The sequence below is a fragment of the Mucilaginibacter sp. 3215 genome (genome assembly GCF_050433785.1).
GTDB lineage: Bacteria > Bacteroidota > Bacteroidia > Sphingobacteriales > Sphingobacteriaceae > Mucilaginibacter.
In genome coordinates this window covers 64,677-83,725 of the sequence record NZ_JBNPWO010000011.1, presented here as the reverse complement: position 1 = coordinate 83,725, position 19,049 = coordinate 64,677, and the positions used below count along the sequence as shown (strand labels likewise).

Below are 19,049 nucleotides of genomic sequence, written 5' to 3'. Positions count from 1 at the left end.
TCAGGGGTAAAGGGAATTCCTGTAAAAGAAAAAGGGACGGCAGCACTGCCATCCCTTTTTGCGTTTTAAAGTTTTTAGCTTTAAGCTTTGTGCATTCTGCTTTTAGCTAAAATCATGGGCTTACTATCATGCGCAATGGTGCCAGATTGTTGATCTGAACAAAGTAAACACCGGTCATGTACGACCGGGTTAACTGAACCCCAAGGTTACCGCCAAAACCACGATACCTGCCGCTTTGCATAACCTTGCCAAAATTATCCCGGATAACCAGGTTGATCTCTTTCTGCTCCAGGTCGGGCGTTAGTTTAATGTTGAAGCTGCGTGCAGCCACCGGGTTTGGGTAGATCACATTGTTTTGAACAGTACCAATAGGTGCGCTGTTATCCTGTACAATACCGGTTTTTTGACCTATGGTTGAAGCCAGCGAATTGCTGCTGAGCAATGAAGGTTCCGTTCCATAAATCAGCTGATCTTTATAATAAACGGTAATATGGCTGTTAAGCGCCATAGCAGCTTTAGCAGCAAACGAATAATCATTGGCCTCGTTAAATGCCGACCAGTCTGTTTTATTTACTTGGTATTGAATGTTACCGGTATTGCTTAAGGGGTAAAGCGAACCGGCCGATGGATCGATGGTTAATTCAAGATAGGTGTCTGCCCCGGTTAAAGGGGGACTTAAAGTAACAAACCGGTTGTTGATTTTGCTGTTGCCCAGTTTGGCGTAGCTTACCGAGAAATTCAATCCTGCTGTGCCTTCGCGGCTAAACCAGTAACGAACAGATAAATCGCTGTAATTGACAGGCACGTTTCCGGTATTGTTAAGCGCCAAGTAGGTACTGATCGTATTTCCGGATGTGCTTTGATTTTGGTTTTGATAAGATACAGTAAAAGCCGTGGTAGCTGTAACTGCAGCAGGCTCGGTACCGTAAATTAACTGCCTGTTGCGGTAAAGGGTGATATGGCTGTTTGCAGCATAGCTCCCGGTGTATGGCAGGTATGAATAATCATCGGCCTCCGAAAGGTTTGACCAGTCCTGGTTGGCAAACCTCGACTGAATAACCCCGGAATTGCCGCCTGCGCTGAGTTGGCCGTTTGTCAGGAAACCATATTCTATATATCCAAATGCCCCGGTGTGCGGGTTGGGTAGCTGAACGTATTTCATGGTAACGTTACTGTTGCCTATTTGGGCATAATCAATCCACGAATTGATCCCGGCATAATTTTCCGCGGTAAACCAATACCTCATGGTCAGCTCGTTTAAATTAATGGCGACAGAATCCTGGTTAACAATTTTCAGAAATGGCTTAATGAGATTGTTTAAAGGTTGGTTATTATCCCCGTCGGATGATTGCACCTGGACATTGTATGGCAATACGGTGAAGGCTTTGCTTGAGGCTGTGGTGTCAAAACGTGCGTTGCCGCCTTGCTGCGCTGTGATAGTACTGCTGCCCGCGCCTACAATATGCAGCTTGTTATTGATTACCGTAGCTACGTTTAAGTTTGAGCTGGTGTAAACAACTGTAAGTCCGGAAGTAGCTGTCGCATTCAGGCTGATATCGGCATCGCCGGGCCTGCTTAGCGGCAAAGCAGCAAAGGTGATGCTTTGGCTCAGCTTGTTAACTGTAAGCGTTTGTGTAACCGGTGATGCCGCAAGATAATTAGCATTCCCACCCTGCGAAGCGGTGATCACGGCCGTACCCGCACCGGTGATGTGCAACTTTGTGCCCGCTACCTGAATTACAGTACTGTCTGAACTGCTACAGCTTACCGCAAGGCCAGAACTGGCTACAGCGCCGGCCACAAAATCGCTGTCGGCAACTGTTTTTGCAGGGATCGCATTAAACGTAATAGTTTGTGCTTTTTGGCTAACGGTGAGGTTTTGATTAATAGAAGTAGCTGCTTTAAAACTGCTGTTTCCGGCCTGGGAAGCAGTGATGGTTGTTGTTCCGGCCGCTTTAATGTGGATGGCGCCATTGATCACACTGGCAACAGTAGTATCTGAACTGCTGTAAGAAACTGCCAAACCTGATGAAGCTGTCGCCGGGGGTACAAAATCTGCATCACCGAATGTTTTTCCGCTGAAGGATGTGAAAGTAATTGTTTGATCGCCCAATACATCGGCAGCAATTTCGGTGCTGCTTAATGCCCTGCCGTAGATCTTGAAATTATCAATGGAGCCTTTGAACATCGGATCGGCAAACTGCGATTTGCCCAGGTAATTTTGTGTGGTGCTACCGAGCGCCGATGGTTTGATGGTAATGTTTGTTGAGGAGGCAACCGATGTACCATTTACATAAAGTGTAGTAGTAGTGCCCGCCCGGGTTACCGCCAGGTAGGTCCAGGTATTTAATGGGAAGGTGTAATTGTAATTGATATTCTGTTCTGCAGCCGAGCCGTTTTTAGTAGCGTAACGAATGGTTGACTGCCCGTTGGTAACACCGGCCTGTACAGTAAGGAACATATATTGGGTAGTGCTTGAGCCAAAGTCAAAAACACGCATCCAGGTGCTTATGGCGTCCATCCGCACCCAGGCAGATATGGTAAAATCGTTCAGGGTACTGAAAATACCGGCAGGTAAAGTTGCATAAGCGTTCGCCGAACCATCAAGCAGCAAAGATTTTCCATATTTACCCACAGCATGGCTTGCTGTTGCCGCGAGTGCAGCATGATTGGCGCCCCAGGCATCAATGCCTTTACTGCTGCTTACCTCATCAAATTGATAAAAGTCGCGTTGCCCGGCATTGGGTTTAGCAACCGCTTCTGTGCTTTGGGTACCTTCGCCGGTACTGTCTGCAGGAGCTATCACATAAAAATAGGTTGTGCCATTGCTCACATTGCTGTCGGTGAAGGTAAGGTTACTAACCGAGCCAAGTGCGATATATGGCCCGCCGGAAGTTGTTGAACGTTTAACGTTATAAGTATAGCCTGGAAGTGATTGCCATTCAAGGATGTTTTTGGCATCGCCAGCGGCAACTGTCAAAGAGTTTACGGCACTGCTAAGCACTGTGAGTACCAATGTCGAAGTACCTGTTGTACTGCCGTTGCCTGCCGACAGGCTTACATTAAAGGTGCCTGATTCCGTTGGTGTTCCTGAAATTTCGCCTGATAAAGAATCAATTTGTAACCCGGCCGGCAATCCGCTGGCCGAAAAATGGTTGGGCGACTTAATTCCGGTTACGGTATAAGTCATAGGTTTTCCTATCAGCGTGGTATCCGTTGGCGCGCTGGTGATAATTACCGGTAATGGCCGGTCGTCCAGGAGCACAATATCATTGCCCGTACCGCCTTTATAGCTGATGCGAAGCGTGAAATTACCAACAGTTACCGGGGCAAGTTCGGGCAAGCCTTTAAATGTACCGGATATTGCCGCGCTTCCGGTGTTATCAATGATAGTGAACGAAGTTCCCTGGGCCAGGCTGGTCGAGTCGATAGCCGTGACCAGCAGTTTAGGCTGGTTCACTAAATTAACAATGGCTGCACTTACCTTATCACTGGTGGCCGAACTGGTGCTTAATTCTACTTTATAGGTGGCATCGGCATTCATGGTGAGGGTGCCCACTTTTATGGTGCCTATGGCCTGATTACCGGGTGCCAGTACCGCGCCTGTACCTGAGCCTGTACCAATAGTAGCCGATGATGTACTCTTCCCACTGCCGCCAAACGTGCCGGCCGTTGCAACCACCGGACTGGTGAATGTGCCGCTGTTAGGGTCGTTATTGAGCAAATAAATGCCATTTTTTATCGTTGTTGTTCCCGAATAAGCCTGGTTGCCGGTAAACGTCAGAACAGCCGTACCAACTTTTTCTACGTTCATGCTGCCTGTCATCGTTCCGCCGTAGCTGGTAGTTATGTTCAGTGCACCGATGCTGATGGTTGGGCTGCCGCCACCATCAGTACGGATAGCCCCGCGGCCGCTTAACGCACCAAAACTGATAGTGCCGGTAGGGAACATGATGCCCTGGCAATCATTCCCGTTGGCGTCAAGATTCCATGAAGCATTCGCGCTGCCTGATTGCGGCACTTCAAAGCGGGTACGTGAGTTGCCGCTGCGTAATTTGGATACAAAATAACCGGTAAAGCTGCTGTTATCGGCAAACAAATGTAAACCGGCATATACGTTACCATCCTGAATAATTGTTCCGCTGCCGGTAAGCCGCCCGTAAAGGTTCAGTGCATTGCTGGTTTGGTAAAAATAGCTGGTTTTGCCGGCAGCGATTTCAATATCGTTGTATAAGGTAGCATCGCCGTTCGCCGAAAAAAGTGCTCCGCCGTTCATGGTGATCTTTCCGGTACCGAGCGGACCGGAAGTAGGAGCGGATGGTGCTCCTGTACTTGTTCCTGATATTTCCATGCCATAAACCGGCGGCCAGCTTTGCCCGTTTCCGTTGAGGATAGTACCGCCGGAGTAGGTGTTATTGCCCCCTGCGTACAAGAACCCGATACCGTTCTTGAGCAGGCTGCCTGAGCCTGTTATTTGCCCGGTTAATGCTATGGTGCCGCTTACGTTGGGTGTGTTTACATTGAGTAATGTATCGAGTGTTACAGGCATCTTCAGGGTTTGGTAGCCAGAACTGTTATTAACCAGGTCATTTCGCAAATGAATTGCTGCGCCGTCAATGGTATAGCTGCCGGCGTTTGCATTAAACTGAATCCTCGAGGCTACAAGGTTTGGGATGTCGTTGGTCAGTACGGTATCTGCACTGTTTTGAAAAGTAATAATTGCGGGATTAACCGGTGTCGCGTTTTCCTGCCAGTTACTGGCCAGGGTAAGCGAGTCGGACTCGGGCTGCTGGCTCCATGTTGAAGTGCTTGAGCCGGGCACGCCAAATGTTTCGGCCGAATTGGAGCTTTCTTTGGTTTGGCCAACAGATGAAACAACATAATAGTATGGGCTACCGTTGCTTACATTAAGGTCCGCGTACGCCGTAGTTGAAACATTGGCAACAGTAGTATAAGGACCGCCGCTTATGGTAGCGCGTTTTACATTATAAGTAGCCGCCCCTGCTGCTGCATTCCAGCTCAAGTCAACCTCCTTGTTTTTATTAACAGCTGCAGGCTGCGCAGGGGCAGCCGGCGGTACGGATGAGAAAATAACATTCGAGTTTCCGCTTTCCAATGTTCCGGCAAGCGCGGTAACAACATAATAATTGTTTACCTCGGGTACCGGGCTGGCGTCAATATATGATGTGTTGGTTATACCTGATTGTATAGTAGTAAACGGCCCGGTGGATGACGACGACCGTTTTACCGAATAGCTGGTAGCATTGGCTGAAGCTACCCAGGAAATATTAATTTGTGTAGCGTTAACAACCGCTGCCGCAGCTGAAGCAGGTGCTGCCGGCGCCTGGTTATTGACCACATTCAGCATGAGGCTTGCCGTGCCGGTGCCGCTGGCATTAGTGGCGGCTATGGTAATTTCGCTTTGCCCTAACGCGGTAGGTGTGCCCGAGATGATACCGGTGGCCGCATCAATGCTAAGCCCCGATGGTAAGCCAGTGGCACTATAAGAAGATGGATTAGCACTGGCTATGATGTTATAACTGAAAGGCGCACCACTGGTAGCTGTGGCGGTGGTAGCACTGCTAATCTCCGGAGACCCGGCAGGTGCGGATTGACTATAGGCTACATTACTGAAGGTGGCTATATTTAGCGCCGAGTTATTACTGGAAAGGGTATAAAATCCGGCATACAAATCCGCGGGGAAACCTGTTGCAGAATACCAGCAACTGAGACCGGTCCAACTGATGCCATCCTGCGAATGGTATGTAAATATGCGGGTGCCTACACGCTCAATTTTTAACCACCAGGGGGCTTTGGGTTGGTAGTGGTTTCCGGCACCGCCTGTCGCTTTAAGGAAAATATCATAAAAAGCTGAACCGGACGCCAGCGATTGGCGTAGCATGACCCCGCAACCACCGGTATTTAACGACATATTCTCAACTTTTACCACCAGGCCCGCATCACCGCTAATTTTTTTAAAATTAAAGCTGAAGGCATTACTGGTGGAAGTTCCGGCACCTTGAAGTGTCCAAACCCCGTTATTATAGGAGGCGCTGCCCGCTAATCCGGTATTACCGATATCTATATTTGTTAGATTGCTCACCGGCTGCACATGATCAGCAGGATAATACACCTGTGGCAATTTAACGGCGGTAGACGTATCTGATGATTTCAGGTATAAGAAATTGCCGCCGGCCGGAGAATAATTGGTTGCACCGGGCTGCATTAACGCAGCCCTCATCCTGTCGGTATTAGGAGTAGGTATGCCCTTGCGTACAGCATAAGCGCTGTAAATAAGATTAGTCATATCGCCGGTCCTCGCTCCGGGCTGAATTCCCCAGCCGGTCCAGTAACTTGCATACCCTCCCAACGGGATAAAGGTCATTGTTGCGCCGTCAAAAGCGTATTTATGATACAACTCACCGATAGCTAATACCCGGTTATCCAATTCGGCAAACATATCTGCACCTTGCTTGTAGGCAACTTCTGCGCCCCAGGCCAATGCTGCTGCCTGCACACGCCAATGGTCGTCCCGGCCCGAATCTCCAACTTCGCCACCGGGCAATGAATTGCGCATCCCTCCTCCGGCATCCATCCGGTACACTTCCACCGCCTGGTTAAACCGGGTTACATCATCGCAAAAAACGGATGCGGCAAGAGCTATTTTTAACTGAAGAGCTCCTTTATTCGCGTCGCGCAAGGGGCTTGGCACCCAGGAAGTAGGAAATAAAACATTGGCAAAATAATTTTTTACATGCTGTGTATTTGCCGCGGTCCAACCGGGAAAAGTACAACGAAGAATTTCAGCACCTACGCCCCAATACTGGGCATAGTCGCCAATATCCAGCATAGCTTCTCCGCCGCCCCATGTAGTATTGGTTACTGCCCAGGCATCCAACATATTAGTAGCTTTGCGGGCATAAGTAGAGTCGCCTGTAAACCACCACATCCAGGCCAGGTTGTGAACGGCCTGCATGTCTTCAATCCAGGCGCTGTTGTTTAGGTTGGGCGCTCTTGTAACTGTTGCAAAAGGCCCCTTTTGCCCATAACCTAATTGCGAATGCGAATCGTTTTTAAATGCGTTATAACCGGATAGCCATGGTTCGCGGCTAATGTTGGCTTTCAACTGGTCCAAATCCGCCCGGTTAAAGGCCACGCCAGGATGGATAAAAGGTTGGGCGCATACACCCATCGTGACAAACATCGACAGCGAAAACAACAGCAGCCTTATCCGCCGGTGCGTACCTGTCAAATAATTACAAAGCGTAAAAAGTTTTTTCATGGTTTAATTGTTTAGGTAAACATATTTACTGCCGTTCCGGCATGTTTGGAAGTCGTGTAAGGACGTGGAACAAAACAGTTTTATAATCAGACACATCAAAGACAATGACTGCTGTAAATGATACTCACAGAAATGTGGTGTTTTTGAAATTTTTAAGCCAGGCTTTCGACTTTAAATCGCTCGGAATAAGTCTCTTTAGTATGGGAGCTAAGTGGGGGGAGAAGAGAAAAAGACATAGCTGTTCGGAACATTTTTTCAATTATTGATAGGAAAAAAATCACACACTGCTGCGCTTTTTTATTCCGAACACCGTTTATGAAATTGGAGGCGTAAGAAAATAATGCGTATGACGAGATGGTCAATAAGCCTTACGTTTATCCGGCTTAATCCTTGCTCAGAAACTGGATCCCATCTACATGTTCACCCACAAATATATTGGCCATGTCACTTGTTTTATAAAAGCCGGGTTTGCCCGGCATCTTATCGAATATCAGGGTGCCGTTTATCTTCAGGTTTTCAAATATAACGTTCCTGATGCCGCGTTTGTCATCGTAGCCGACTATAATAGACATATTAGCCCGCTTGCCGTTATAATTAACATTCCTGAACAGTATATTCTCGATCCCCAGCCCGGGAGAGGTGTTATATTTTCGATTGTACATCACTCTTAAATTAAACAGTTGTCCCTTGCGGATATCCTCAATCTCTACGTTTTCAAAACTGGCGTTCCTGATCAGGTTGCTGTCGCCGGCATTAAGTGATATACAGCCCTGGTAATCAAGCTGATTTTCGTTATGGTCAAGTACGGTCATATTTTGAACCCGGATATTCTGTAAAGTGTCCGGGTGGTCAGTATCGCCGTGGGTGCCTATCAGTAGCGGGTGGGCTACATCTGCCCATAAAATGGCGTTGTTAACTGTAATATCGGAGGTATTACCGTAATAATTCCAACGGTGACCGTAAATAGCGATACAATCGTCAGAGTTTCGCATGTATATATGATCAAGCTTAATATCCTGACTGCAAAAGATGTCGATACCATCGGCATTACCGGTTGCACTGAAAGCTTTGAAATTACTTATACTCAAATGCTTTGATTCGCCCATCAAAATAGAATAACCCGTTGGTAATTCAATGATCCCGTCGACACTGATGTTATTGCTGTTCTGGATGATCAAATGGTCATTCCTTAATTTTGAGAGTGTTCCTGTAGTATTTTGGGGTTTAACGCTGTCGCCCTGTACCGGGTGCTGTGTAAGGATTCCGCGGCCGCAGATCCTGACGTTCTCTGCATGATCTATAACAAATGAGCCTTCAACAATAGCGCCTCCGGCTACATACACGGTTTTACCCGAGGGGATCACCATCCGGCCGATTTTATGAATGCCCGGACCGAAATAAAGCGTTTGCGCATCAGCTTTTGTGGGACGGCTGCTTTCTATAGGATTGGCAAAAATCTGCAGGTTTTCAAAAATGTTGCCGTTTACCTCTAACGAAACATAATGCGAAGCGCTTAATTCAAATTCCACAACGTTGCCTTTAACCTCGGGCTTGATACCGTATGCGGTAGGTCTGATCCTTACTTCTTTGATATTCCCCTGGTTTAGCTTAACCCGAAGCTTTACCGAACCGGAACAATCAAAATAAGTAAAAGCGGTTTTTTTAATAATGCGCTGCGCGTCAAAACGAGCCGCGACATCGGCGTTATATACATCTAAGGGCTGCCAGTTGCCTGTGCCCTGCCGCACATCTACTTTAATTGTATGATTAACTAAGTTACTTTCGGGTGCTTTATAAGTTATGATTTCTGCCTTGACTGTTTTTAATAAAAATACGACCGCACATGTCAGCGCCAGGAATTTGTTCATAGAAGTTTTTATAGTGTATAGAGGAAGACAATAAAGGCGGATTCTCATACTCAATAAAAAAACTATATCGAAAAAAATAGCTGCATTTGCCGCAGGTAATGTGCCGAAATGAGATACCTTGAATTAAATCACTGATCTCTTTGAGTATATTTAAGAGCATTGCTTGTCCTTATTACTGTTGTTGCCCCGTATCCTGAACAATGAAGAATAAATACCCTTTTTTTGCCTTTTTTATAGCCCTTTCTCTCCCATACAATAATGCTGTGTTCGCAAAGCAAAAGGTTGTTGCCCTGCTTTATTCACCAGATAACCGCACGCGGGCGCAATTTTCACTGGATGAGCGGGGGCAGCTGTATTATCGGTTAATTTTCAACACACGGTTAATTGTTAACTGGTCGCGTTTGGGGATCGAAACTACCGGTTCTTCATTAGTTCGGGGTATCACGTTAAAGGGATCGGCCAAAAAAGAAGTCAATGAAAAGTTTTTGTGGCCGCTGGGAGAAGATGCCAGCCTGGTAAACCATTGTAACGAGCTCACGCTTCATTGCACCTCTGGCAGGGGTAATTATAATATTATCGTAAGGGTATATGATGGAAGCCTGGCGTTTAGGTATGTCTGTAAGCAGCTTGGTGATAGTATTGTACAACTTAAATCGGAACTAACGGAGTTTAACCTTGCAACAAGCTATCGCATTTACCAGTATCACGAAGAATCTGTTTTCAGGCCGGTTATGGTCGATTCATTGCCGGGTGCCAGTGACCTTCCTTCAACGCTCACAGCCGCACAGTCATACATAAGTATAGGCGAAGCCGATAACCGCAATTACACCAAATGCGTATTGGTTCACGGCAGCCGTCCCAATAGCCTGACGCTACAATTTTATACGGATACCCTTTACCGCGACCACCGCGTTCAGTCCGTTCGGAAGGATTCGTTGATCCGGTTCACCGATAGCCTCATTACTCCCTGGCGAACCATCAGTTGCAGTAGTACTGCCATAGGTTTGCACGCTTTTAGTCAGCTTAATCTTAAACTGGTTAAACCACTTAGTAATGAGGTGCCCGATTATGTAAAACCCGGAAAGGTTTTCAGGGTACCTATCAATACGCAGGGCGCCCTTGATGGAATTGATTTTGCTCAAAAAATGAACTTTCAATACATTTTGGTTGATGCAGGCTGGTACGGTGCTGAATTTCGAACTACCTCTGATCCTACCAGATACTTACCTGATTTCCACTTGCCGGATATCATTGCCCATGCCCGGCAAAAAGGCATCGGCGTTATTTTATACGTAAATTATGTGGGGCTCAAAGCTAAGATAGATACCATATTGCCGCTTTATAAAAAGTGGGGAGTTAGCGGGCTGAAGTTTGGGTTTGTAGACGGCGGCACGCAGAAAGGCCTTGCCTGGCTTGATTCGGCCATGAAAAAAGTAAATGATTATGGCATGATACTCAACGTACATGATCATTATAAACCCACAGGTTTAAGCCGCCGGTACCCGTGTGTGCTGAGCCAGGAAGGGATCAGGGGCGGTGAAAACAGTCCTGATGCTTTCCATAATACCGTATTGCCATTTACGCGTTACCTGGCCGGCCCTGCCGATTTTACCTTTTGCTACCCCAACAAGGTGAATGATTACAGTAAAAATATCCGGGTAAGCAAAGTCCAGCAAATGGCCCTGACCATTGTATACTTTGACCCGCTCCAGGCGATTTTCTGGTACGGGCGGTCGCAGGATTATAAGGATGAGGCAGACATTGAATTTTTTAAATATGTGCCCACTGTATGGGACGAAAGCAGATATGTACAGGGAGAGATAGGCGAAGGCATTACCGTAGCACGCCGTAAAGGCCGTACCTGGTACCTGGGCAGCGCTGCTGGCTTTCAGAAATGGGGAGCAAACTTCAAGCTCGATTTCCTGGAAAAAAATCAGATATACACCGCTACTGTTTATGGCGATGACGGACAGGGCGGCATACAGGTAAAAAAGGTTGAGCTCAGGCACAATGATGCTTTTGTTGTTGACCTGGATGCAAAAGGGGGTCAGGCTGTTATCATAAGACCTCAAATAAAATAGAGGGTGGGGATGTTGTTGGGGGCATTATTAATGATTGTGTTAGTTTGACTTAAGGAGGATCCAGCTTTGGGCGAAATGAAGAAAAAATTGGCTTTGAAAGATATTGCTGCCGCGTTAAAAGTGTCAGAAGCATCTGTTTCCTATGTTCTTAATGGCAAGGCGAGGCAATATGGCATCAGCGTGGCGCTGGAAAATAAAATACTGAGGTTTGTTGAAAAGGTAGGTTACCGGCCCAACCGGCTGGCAGCCAGCCTGCGGACAGGAAAAAGTAAAACAGTGGGCATGATTGTGGAAGATATAAGCGATCCTTTTTTTTCGGCCATCGCCAGGGTCGTGGAAGAGCATATTTATAAAGAAGGTTACCGCGTTATTTATGGCAGTTCTGAAAATTCTACCGTTATTGCCCGCGACCTGCTGCAAACCTTTAAAAATTACCAGGTAGATGGGTACATCGTGGCACCTACTGCCGGTTTGGAAGATGATATCAACCAGCTTGTAAAGGAAGGTTACCCGGTAGTGGTGTTCGACCGCGCCTCGCCTGATCTGCAATGTTCCAAAGTACTTGTCGATAACTTTCGCGGCAGTGAGGCCGCTGTTTTGCATTTGATAGATAACGGCTTCCGTAACATTGCCATGGTTACGCTTGCGGCCGGGCAGGACCAAATGAACGAACGTGTTAACGGTTATCACGCGGCCCTCCAAAAACACGGGCTACCGCCAATCCTAAAAGAAATTATCTATAATGAAGATCCACACAAAACCGTCCAGAACCTTAAAAGCCTCCTGAAAAGTAAAAAGGATATAGATGCCATTTTTTTTGCGACCAACTATCTCGCCTTAAGCGGCCTGCAGGCCCTCAAGGAATCAGGACTGATAATTACCAGAGATATTGGTGTTGCCGTATTTGATGATATTAACAATTTTGCCCTTTTCAACCCGGCCATAACCGCTGTAGCCCAGCCAATTACAGAGATCGGGCTAAGGGTTACCAAAATTTTATTGGAAGAGCTTCAGGATAACCACATAATCGATTCGCAAAATATTTTATTGAAAACCAAACTGATCATAAGGGATTCATCCGCAAGGTTACTGGTGTAATTTATCCAAAATAAAAAAAAATAAAAAAATGAGTATCAAACCTGTTTGGGATTGTCTTTGTTGTAACTCTCCCCTAATAAACCGTCCGGTTTAGTTAAGTTGGTTATAATAAGGCTTCTGAAAGGAAGCCCTTTTTGTTAAGGATAAACAGCAGGGAATATTGAGGAAAATGATCGGTTGGGGCACGGATATAATCCTTGTTCTTTATTTGTCAGATAATTATATTTTTGTTTTGAGTAAAATGTTACAGGGTGCAGACATGATAGTGTATCGATTTATGAAAAAAAAGCGAAACGAAGCGGAACCCTTAGGGCTATTTCAGATAAAAAATCCGAAAGCAGACGAACAAACGATCAAAAAAAGCTGGAATTCAATAGTTCAGAAAATAAATCAGGACCCTAAAAAGAAGCGCCAGGAGTAATGTTTAACCTGACGGGACAGTTTTTGAAACACAAACCAAATGTTTCGCGGCACTTATATTCAAATTGAGCAGTATTCAACAACCGGTATCCTCCTGTATGCGGCTATTTAAAGCGGCCGCACGTTGGTGTTGTGTAATTATTTTAGGAGCACTGATTTTAAATAGCAATGCCGCGGCGCTTGCTTTACCCAATATTCAGCGGCTTGGCCTCAAAGACGGGCTTTCCAATAGCGAAGTACGGTGCATTTTCCAGGACCATTCAGGCTATATGTGGTTTGGTACCTACGATGGCCTGAACCGTTTTGACGGGTATGACTTCCGTATTTACCGCAATCAGCCCGAAAAGCAGCATTCAATTATTCATAATTTTATTAATTGTATTGCAGAGGATGCAGCCAATAATTTATGGGTAGGTACGCGCCAAGGCATAAGTATTTTAAACCCGGTAACTGAAGAGTTTTCTCCGGCCTATGCAATTTTGGCCGGCAAAGAAACACCCGTGACATCCTTTATCAGGGACATCAAAACAGACCGTTCGGGGCGCATCTTCATTGCCTCTCTTTCCAACGGCCTTATCGTTATGGATAAGGGCAAACGAACCGGCCGTATTATACCATACTATGATAACGGAAAAGCTGTACAGGGTTATAGCGTTAGCGCGTTGTATGTAGGGCCAGGCGACGAGATCTATGCGCTGATCAGCGGCGCGGGCCTTTTTACGTATGATGCGGTACACGGTACTTTGAAGTTACTGAACACTTCGGTTACCGGCGCTACCTGTATTTATCCCGAAGGCAATGGTTTATGGGTAGGCACAACCCAGGGCCTGCACCATTATGATTTCAAAACAGGGCAATATGACCGTCTTTTTGACGAGTTTAACGGGCCTTTCAAATCGGGCAGAATAACGAGCCTGCAAGTCATGCCCGATAGTACACTTTGGGTGAGCACTGACGGCGGCGGGATCCAGATCCTGGATAAAGGGCGCGACAAGATTACCTATCTGCCTGCGGGGAGTGACGAGCACTCACTTTCAAGTGATGCTGTTTATGCTTTATTTTTAGACAGGGAAGGCAGAAAGTGGATTGGTACCTTACGGGGCGGAGTAAATGTTATTGATGAGGTAAAAGAACGTTTTGTAAATATCAGGCATAATGACCTGAACACGAATAGCCTTATCAGTAACTTTGTTAAATCGTTATATGAAGCCCCCGATGGCAGGCTGTGGATAGGCACCGACGGGGGCGGATTGAGCATTTGGGACCGGCAGGCCCATCGCTTCACTAATTTTCGCCATGATGCTTCACAGCCGGGTACTCTAAGCTCGAACTTTGTAACCAGTATTGCCGGGGATAGGGAAGGCAGGACCTGGATTGCCACTTATGGAGGCGGCATTAACCTGTACCAGCCGGGTTCCAATACATTCACTACATTTCGGGGTGTAGACAGGCAGGGAGCTGCCAGCCGGATAGTGTTCTGGTGCCTGTACCTGGACCATGCTGGAAATCTTTGGGCCAGCGGCTTACAGGACGGGCTGTTTCTATATGATAAGCATAATAACCAATTCCGGTTGTATGACGCGGCACTGACCAATATCCTTTCAATGGGCGAAGACCATTTTGGAAACCTTTGGGCTGGAAATTTCGAAGGTGTTTATAAAATTGACTTAAAAAGCAACGCACATAAGTTTTATCCGGTAGGTAAAGCGGTAAGATCAATGCAGAAAGCAGACAACGGCGATATGTGGTTAGGTACGGAGGCCGGTTTGTTGTATTTTTCAGCATCTAAGGAAAAAATAATTCGTCACTATACCACCAGTAACGGACTTAGTAATAATACGATACTGACCATTTTGGAAGACGCGCAAAAGCGTTTGTGGCTAAGCACTTACAACGGGCTTTGCCGCTTTGATCCCAAAGCCGTTAGTTTTACCGATTTTTTTGAAAGCGATGGCCTGGCGAGCAATGAGTTTAACTTTAACGCTGGCTTAAGGCTAAACAATGGTCAGCTTGCGTTTGGGGGAATCAATGGTGTCACGATGTTTCATCCGCAGGCAATCCTGCCCTTGCATGATGCTCCCAACATTGTTATAACTGATATTAAAATTAACAATAAGCCCATAAGTACTTATCCGGACTATGTGAAGACGGATGCCGGGAATGTTATCCGGTCGTTAGAGGTTCCTTACGATCAGGCATCAATAGCCGTTAGTTTCGCAGCTATCGAATTTACCGCGCAGGATAGGATCGGTTACCGTTATACGCTCCAGGGCTGGGACAGGGGATGGGTGTATGCAGCGCGTCAGCGTAATGCGCTTTATACCCGTTTGGAGCCCGGTACGTATACGTTAAAAATTAACTGTACTAATGCCGAAGGGCAATGGATTAGCCGGGAAATCCATCTTCATATCATTATTTTGCCGCCCTGGTATCGTACCGTCTGGGCCTACCTCATTTACGCGATGTTGCTTGCGGCAGTTGTTTACTGGTACCTGCGTTATAGGTTTAGGGAAACACGGCTTAAATATGAAGTACAACTGGCCAATGCCGCCGCTGCACACCAGCGCGACCTGCAGGAAAAGGAACGCGAATTGAATGACAGGCGCGTAGAGTTTTTCACGGGTGTTTCTCATGAGTTTCGTACGCCCCTTTCGCTCATCATCAACCCCTTAAGGGATTTGCTTGCGAAAATTGGCCCTGAGAACCGTGCGGAACTTAATATTGTTTATCGTAATTCAAGGCGCCTGTTAAGCCTTGTTGATCAGCTGTTGCTGTTTCGTAAGGCCGATTCGGGCGTTGGGATCCTGCAAATTGCGCCAATGGACATTACCCTTGTTTGCCGGGAGGTATTTTTATGTTTTGTGCAGCAGGCCAGGCTTTCGGGTATCAGTTTTGAATTAAACGTGCCGGAAGAGCCGGTACTGATTTATGGAGACAGGGAAAAGATCGAGATTATCCTGTTTAACCTCATATCCAATGCTATTAAATATACGCCGGCCGGGAAAGCCGTGCGCGTTGGCCTGCAACCGGGGCCGGGCGAGGTGGTGATCAATGTGATTGATAATGGCCCGGGAATATCTCCGGAAGCGGGGAAGCATATCTTCGAAAAGTTTTACAGGTCAAATACACACGGCCAGGCGGCAAAAGGGGGCTTTGGGATCGGTTTATTCCTGGCCCGCCAGTTTACCATAGATCACGGCGGCTCATTAACGTTTGAAAGTGCGCAAGGTAAGGGCTCTGATTTTTGTTTAACCCTGTTAAAAGGGACAGCTCATTATTCGCCGGATGTGGCAGAGGCAGCCGATGCTGCTGACTTATCGCCCTTGCTTCGTGAAATGGTTGAAGACCAGCCGGCGATAGCTGAAGCCGGCCAAATTAATGATATTGATTTTGAAGCGGATAAGATTTTTACCGACAAGCAAAGGATCCTGGTTATTGATGATGACAGCGAGATCAGGTCTTACATTTGTTCCATTCTTGAAAGCCGTTACAGGGTTTACGAGGCAGATAATGGTTTGACCGGTTTACAGAAAGCGAAAGAAAAGCAACCCGATCTTATTATCTGCGATGTAATGATGCCTGGTTTGAATGGCATTGAACTTTGCTCAACCATTAAGCAGGACCAGCAATTGAGCTATATCCCGATGATTTTACTAACAGCCAGCTCATCTGCCGAAAATAAGATCAAAGGGCTGGAAAGCGGCGCGGATGACTATATATCAAAACCTTTTGATAAAGATGTGCTGGTAGCGCGCATTGCCAATCTGCTGCAAAACAGGAGTAACCTTCAAAGCTATTTTTATAATACCATTACCCTGAAATCGGTTAACGTCACTATTTCGGATGAGTATAAAAATTTCCTGGAAAAATGTATCGAAATTGTTGAGCAGCACATTACCGACGAAAACTTCAATATCAAAATACTGGCTTCGGAGATCGGCATGAGCCATTCAAATCTTTACCGCAAAATTAAATCGCTGTCGGGTCATACCGTTAATAGCTTCATCCGGTACATACGGCTCAGAAAGGCGGCTGAGCTGCTGATCCAGTCGGATATGAATGTTAATGAAGTAGCCATTGAAACAGGCTTTAACAGCATCAAATACTTCCGCGATCAGTTTTTTAAACTGTTCGGCGCTAACCCATCAGACTTTCTTAAGCAAAAAAGACCTGTATTTAAGAAAAATAAAAATATAATTAACTGATATTAAGTTATTTATGTATATTCTCTCCATTGCTTAATCAATTGAGTAAATTGATAAATTGCCGAATTTATACCGCATAAATGACCAGTTTGAGTCCCATCTGCCGAATAAAATCTATTCATATTAGCTTATATAAACCAGTTATTAGAACCACAGGCAAACTTACTTAATCGATTATGTAAATCGGTTTTCAGCTTAGGTTCCTAAAGTCGGTAACGACCAATTGAAAGAGAAACCAGTTTTTAAAGCCAATATGAACAATTGTAACCAGCTAACTACATGGTGGGAAGAAGCCCTCCAGGGAAATGTCAAATCTTTTGGCAGGATACATGACGAACTGTATTCCGGTTTGTATTTCTACCTCTATAAAATTATTAAAGATGAGGATGCAGCCCAGGATGTTTTACAGGAACTGTTTATAAAAATGTGGGAGCGGAGGATAACATTTGGGCCTATTAAAAATGTTAAATACTATTTCTTTAAATCGGCACGGTCACTTGCCATTAATTTTTTAAAGGCCGCGAGGCCCGAGTTTGTAGGCTTATCCGCAAGCCATGATATCGATATTGTTTTTTCGAGGGAAGATGTGCTTGTTTTGGAAGAAACCGGGAGAGAAGTGGAGCACATGCTTGCCCTTGCCTTAAATACCTTGCCAAGGCGCCAGAAGGAGATGATCTTTTTAAGGTATTTTGATAATTGGAATTACGATCAGATTGCTGAAGTAACGGGGTTACAATATCAGTCGGTAGTTAATCATGTACACAGGGGCATCAATCAACTGCGTATTAAACTTTCTGAAGGCAGTAAGATTGCCACAACCGAACTGGTGCTTTCATAAAAACGTATATAAGATTTCCTGACCTTGAAAAAAAACACCGAATGATTAAAAAAATACTTTTAAAAAGAATAACCATGGCTATCATGACTTTGCTGATTACAGGCCAGGTATATGCACAGCATCAAAAAATCATAAATCCCGGAGCAGTTTGGCCCGATAACCGGGGAGAACATATCCAGGCGCATGGCGGAGGGATTATAAAAATAAAGAACACATACTATTGGTACGGAGAAGAAAGACGTCGGGGACTGGATTCAAACAAACGTTATGTTAGCTGTTATGCGTCAAAAGACCTGACGAACTGGACATTCAAAGGTGATGTTGTTCAGATGACCGATCCCGAAAACCTGGGGCAGCGCTGGGTCCTGGAAAGGCCCAAAGTTTTCTACAGCAAAAAGAGCCGGCAATATGTCATGTATTTCCATCTTGACAATGCAACTTATAAGTTTGCCCGGGTTGGCATCGCCGTAAGCGACCGCCCTGATGGTGATTTTAAATACCTGAAAAGCTTCAGGCCCCTGGAGCATGAAAGCCGGGACATTGGCCAGTTTATAGATGATGATGGTACGCCATATCTTGTTTTCGAAGACCGTCCGCTTGGGTTTCATATCGTCCGGCTTTCGGATGATTGCCTCAGCATTGACCGGGAAATGTGCCTGATAGCCGAACATATGGAAGGCGGGGCTATAGTGCATTATCATGGCCTTTATTACGCCATAGGCTCCGCGCTTACGGGCTGGAGGCCCAATCCTAACCGGTATGCCACAGCAAAGACCCTGGAAGGCCCATGGTCGGAGTTTAAAGACATAGCGCCGAAGGAAAAAAACACATATGGTTCGCAATCTACCTTATTGCTCAAAGTTAGCGGGAAGAAGGATACGACAGTATTGTTCCTGGGGGATATCTGGAAGCCGAAAGAACAATGGGATTCCCGGTATTTATGGATGCCTGTTCAGATCGGAGATGGTAAGCTTTGGCTTCCTGAGCCCACTCCGTTTAAGATCGACGTGAAAAACGGCACTGCAAATTAATCAGCATTTTTATACAATTCATTCTTCATAAGGTTAGTTAATAGATTAAGGGGCAGGGGTGCCCCTTTTTTCGTTTTTACCGGCCCGGCACGTGCCTGAGCTGACCTTTTTTAATCGGTAAAGTTGGTAGCGGTTAGCCCCTATGAGACTGTCCGGTTAGTCCCCGCTCCAATAATTCCTGAAAAATATTTTTCATCAGTTTTCTCTCCCCCAAAACCACTCTGTT

7 protein-coding genes are annotated in these 19,049 nt (G+C 46.0%); 5 read left to right on the top strand and 2 right to left on the bottom strand.

Translation table 11 applies throughout. The features are described 5' to 3' along the window. Positions 1-112: 112 nt before the first annotated feature. Positions 113-7,282 carry a cellulose binding domain-containing protein gene (locus ABIC84_RS17965; RefSeq protein WP_429264418.1) on the bottom strand — a complete coding sequence of 2,390 codons (7,170 nt, stop codon included), beginning with the start codon at positions 7,280-7,282 and terminating at the stop codon, positions 113-115. Positions 7,283-7,665: 383 nt separating this feature from the next. Then, positions 7,666-9,150: a glycosyl hydrolase family 28 protein gene (locus tag ABIC84_RS17960; RefSeq protein ID WP_429264417.1), complete on the bottom strand. Its 1,485-nt coding sequence runs from the start codon at positions 9,148-9,150 to the stop codon at positions 7,666-7,668. Positions 9,151-9,350: 200 nt separating this feature from the next. Here ABIC84_RS17960 and ABIC84_RS17955 point away from each other — a divergent pair, with 200 nt between their 5' ends. The 5 genes from ABIC84_RS17955 (at position 9,351) to ABIC84_RS17935 (ending at position 18,823) form a co-directional block, all read left to right on the top strand. Then, positions 9,351-11,231, top strand: a complete 1,881-nt coding sequence (locus tag ABIC84_RS17955) for a glycoside hydrolase family 97 catalytic domain-containing protein (protein WP_429264416.1) — start codon at positions 9,351-9,353, stop codon at positions 11,229-11,231. A 75-nt stretch (positions 11,232-11,306) separates the two neighbouring features. After that, positions 11,307-12,329, top strand: coding sequence for a substrate-binding domain-containing protein (locus tag ABIC84_RS17950; protein ID WP_429264415.1), 1,023 nt, complete (start codon positions 11,307-11,309; stop codon positions 12,327-12,329). A gap of 518 nt (positions 12,330-12,847) precedes the next feature. Then, positions 12,848-16,954 (top strand): hybrid sensor histidine kinase/response regulator, encoded by a 4,107-nt coding sequence (locus ABIC84_RS17945; RefSeq protein WP_429264414.1) that lies wholly within the window; start codon positions 12,848-12,850, stop codon positions 16,952-16,954. A gap of 223 nt (positions 16,955-17,177) precedes the next feature. Beyond that, positions 17,178-17,792 carry an RNA polymerase sigma factor gene (locus ABIC84_RS17940; RefSeq protein ID WP_429264413.1) on the top strand — a complete coding sequence of 205 codons (615 nt, stop codon included), beginning with the start codon at positions 17,178-17,180 and terminating at the stop codon, positions 17,790-17,792. A gap of 41 nt (positions 17,793-17,833) precedes the next feature. Then, complete coding sequence (locus tag ABIC84_RS17935) at positions 17,834-18,823, top strand: family 43 glycosylhydrolase (RefSeq protein ID WP_429264412.1); 990 nt, start codon at positions 17,834-17,836, stop codon at positions 18,821-18,823. Positions 18,824-19,049: the final 226 nt, after the last annotated feature.